The sequence below is a fragment of the Arthrobacter sp. Dra40 genome (genome assembly GCF_059091905.1).
In genome coordinates this window covers 1-546 of the sequence record NZ_JBNHHB010000559.1, presented here as the reverse complement: position 1 = coordinate 546, position 546 = coordinate 1, and the positions used below count along the sequence as shown (strand labels likewise).

General features: G+C 74.0%; 1 protein-coding gene and 1 pseudogene. Both read left to right on the top strand.

Features of this window, described 5'->3' with window-relative positions; genetic code table 11:
• The first annotated feature begins 2 nt into the window (after positions 1–2).
• The gene (locus AC5RWT_RS37980) at positions 3–221 is read left to right on the top strand and encodes a DUF6457 domain-containing protein (RefSeq protein WP_494084703.1); all 219 of its coding nucleotides are present in this window, start codon (positions 3–5) and stop codon (positions 219–221) included.
• Positions 218–546 (top strand): annotated as a pseudogene (locus tag AC5RWT_RS37975) (molybdopterin molybdenumtransferase MoeA); the annotation flags it as partial. The gene AC5RWT_RS37980 and the pseudogene AC5RWT_RS37975, both read left to right, overlap by 4 nt.

Below are 546 nucleotides of genomic sequence, written 5' to 3'. Positions count from 1 at the left end.
AAATCGAGGACATGCCGGTTGACATCGACGCCGTGCTGGGGCTGGCCGGCGTCGCAGCGCACAGCGTGGTCCGCCCCGCGGCACCGCTGACCACCTTCGTGGTGGGCTACGCGGCCGGGCTGGCCGCAGCCACCGGACAGGCAACACCGGAAGTGGCCATGCGCGCGGCCTCCCGCGTTGCCGACGAAGTGGCGCGCCGGCACGGCGCAGTCGAGGAGTGAGCGGCTCCGGCTTCCGCTGGGAACAGGCCCGTACCGCCGCCTATACTGCCGGCCAGTCGACTGAGCGGCGGCCGCCTGCCCACGTGGAGTTGGCCGCAGCTATCGGCCGGACGCTGGCCGGTGACCTCACGGCGCTGGTGCCGGTCCCGCATTACGCTTCCTCCGCCATGGACGGCTGGGCCGTCGCCGGCACCGAGCCGTGGCAGCTGGTGCCGGCCGGCAGCCCCTTGCAGCCGGGGCTGGCAGCCCCTGTGGTCACCGGAGGGCTGATTCCCGAGGGCACGGACAGCGTGCTGCGCAGCGAGTGCGGGGCCGCGGCAGGGGA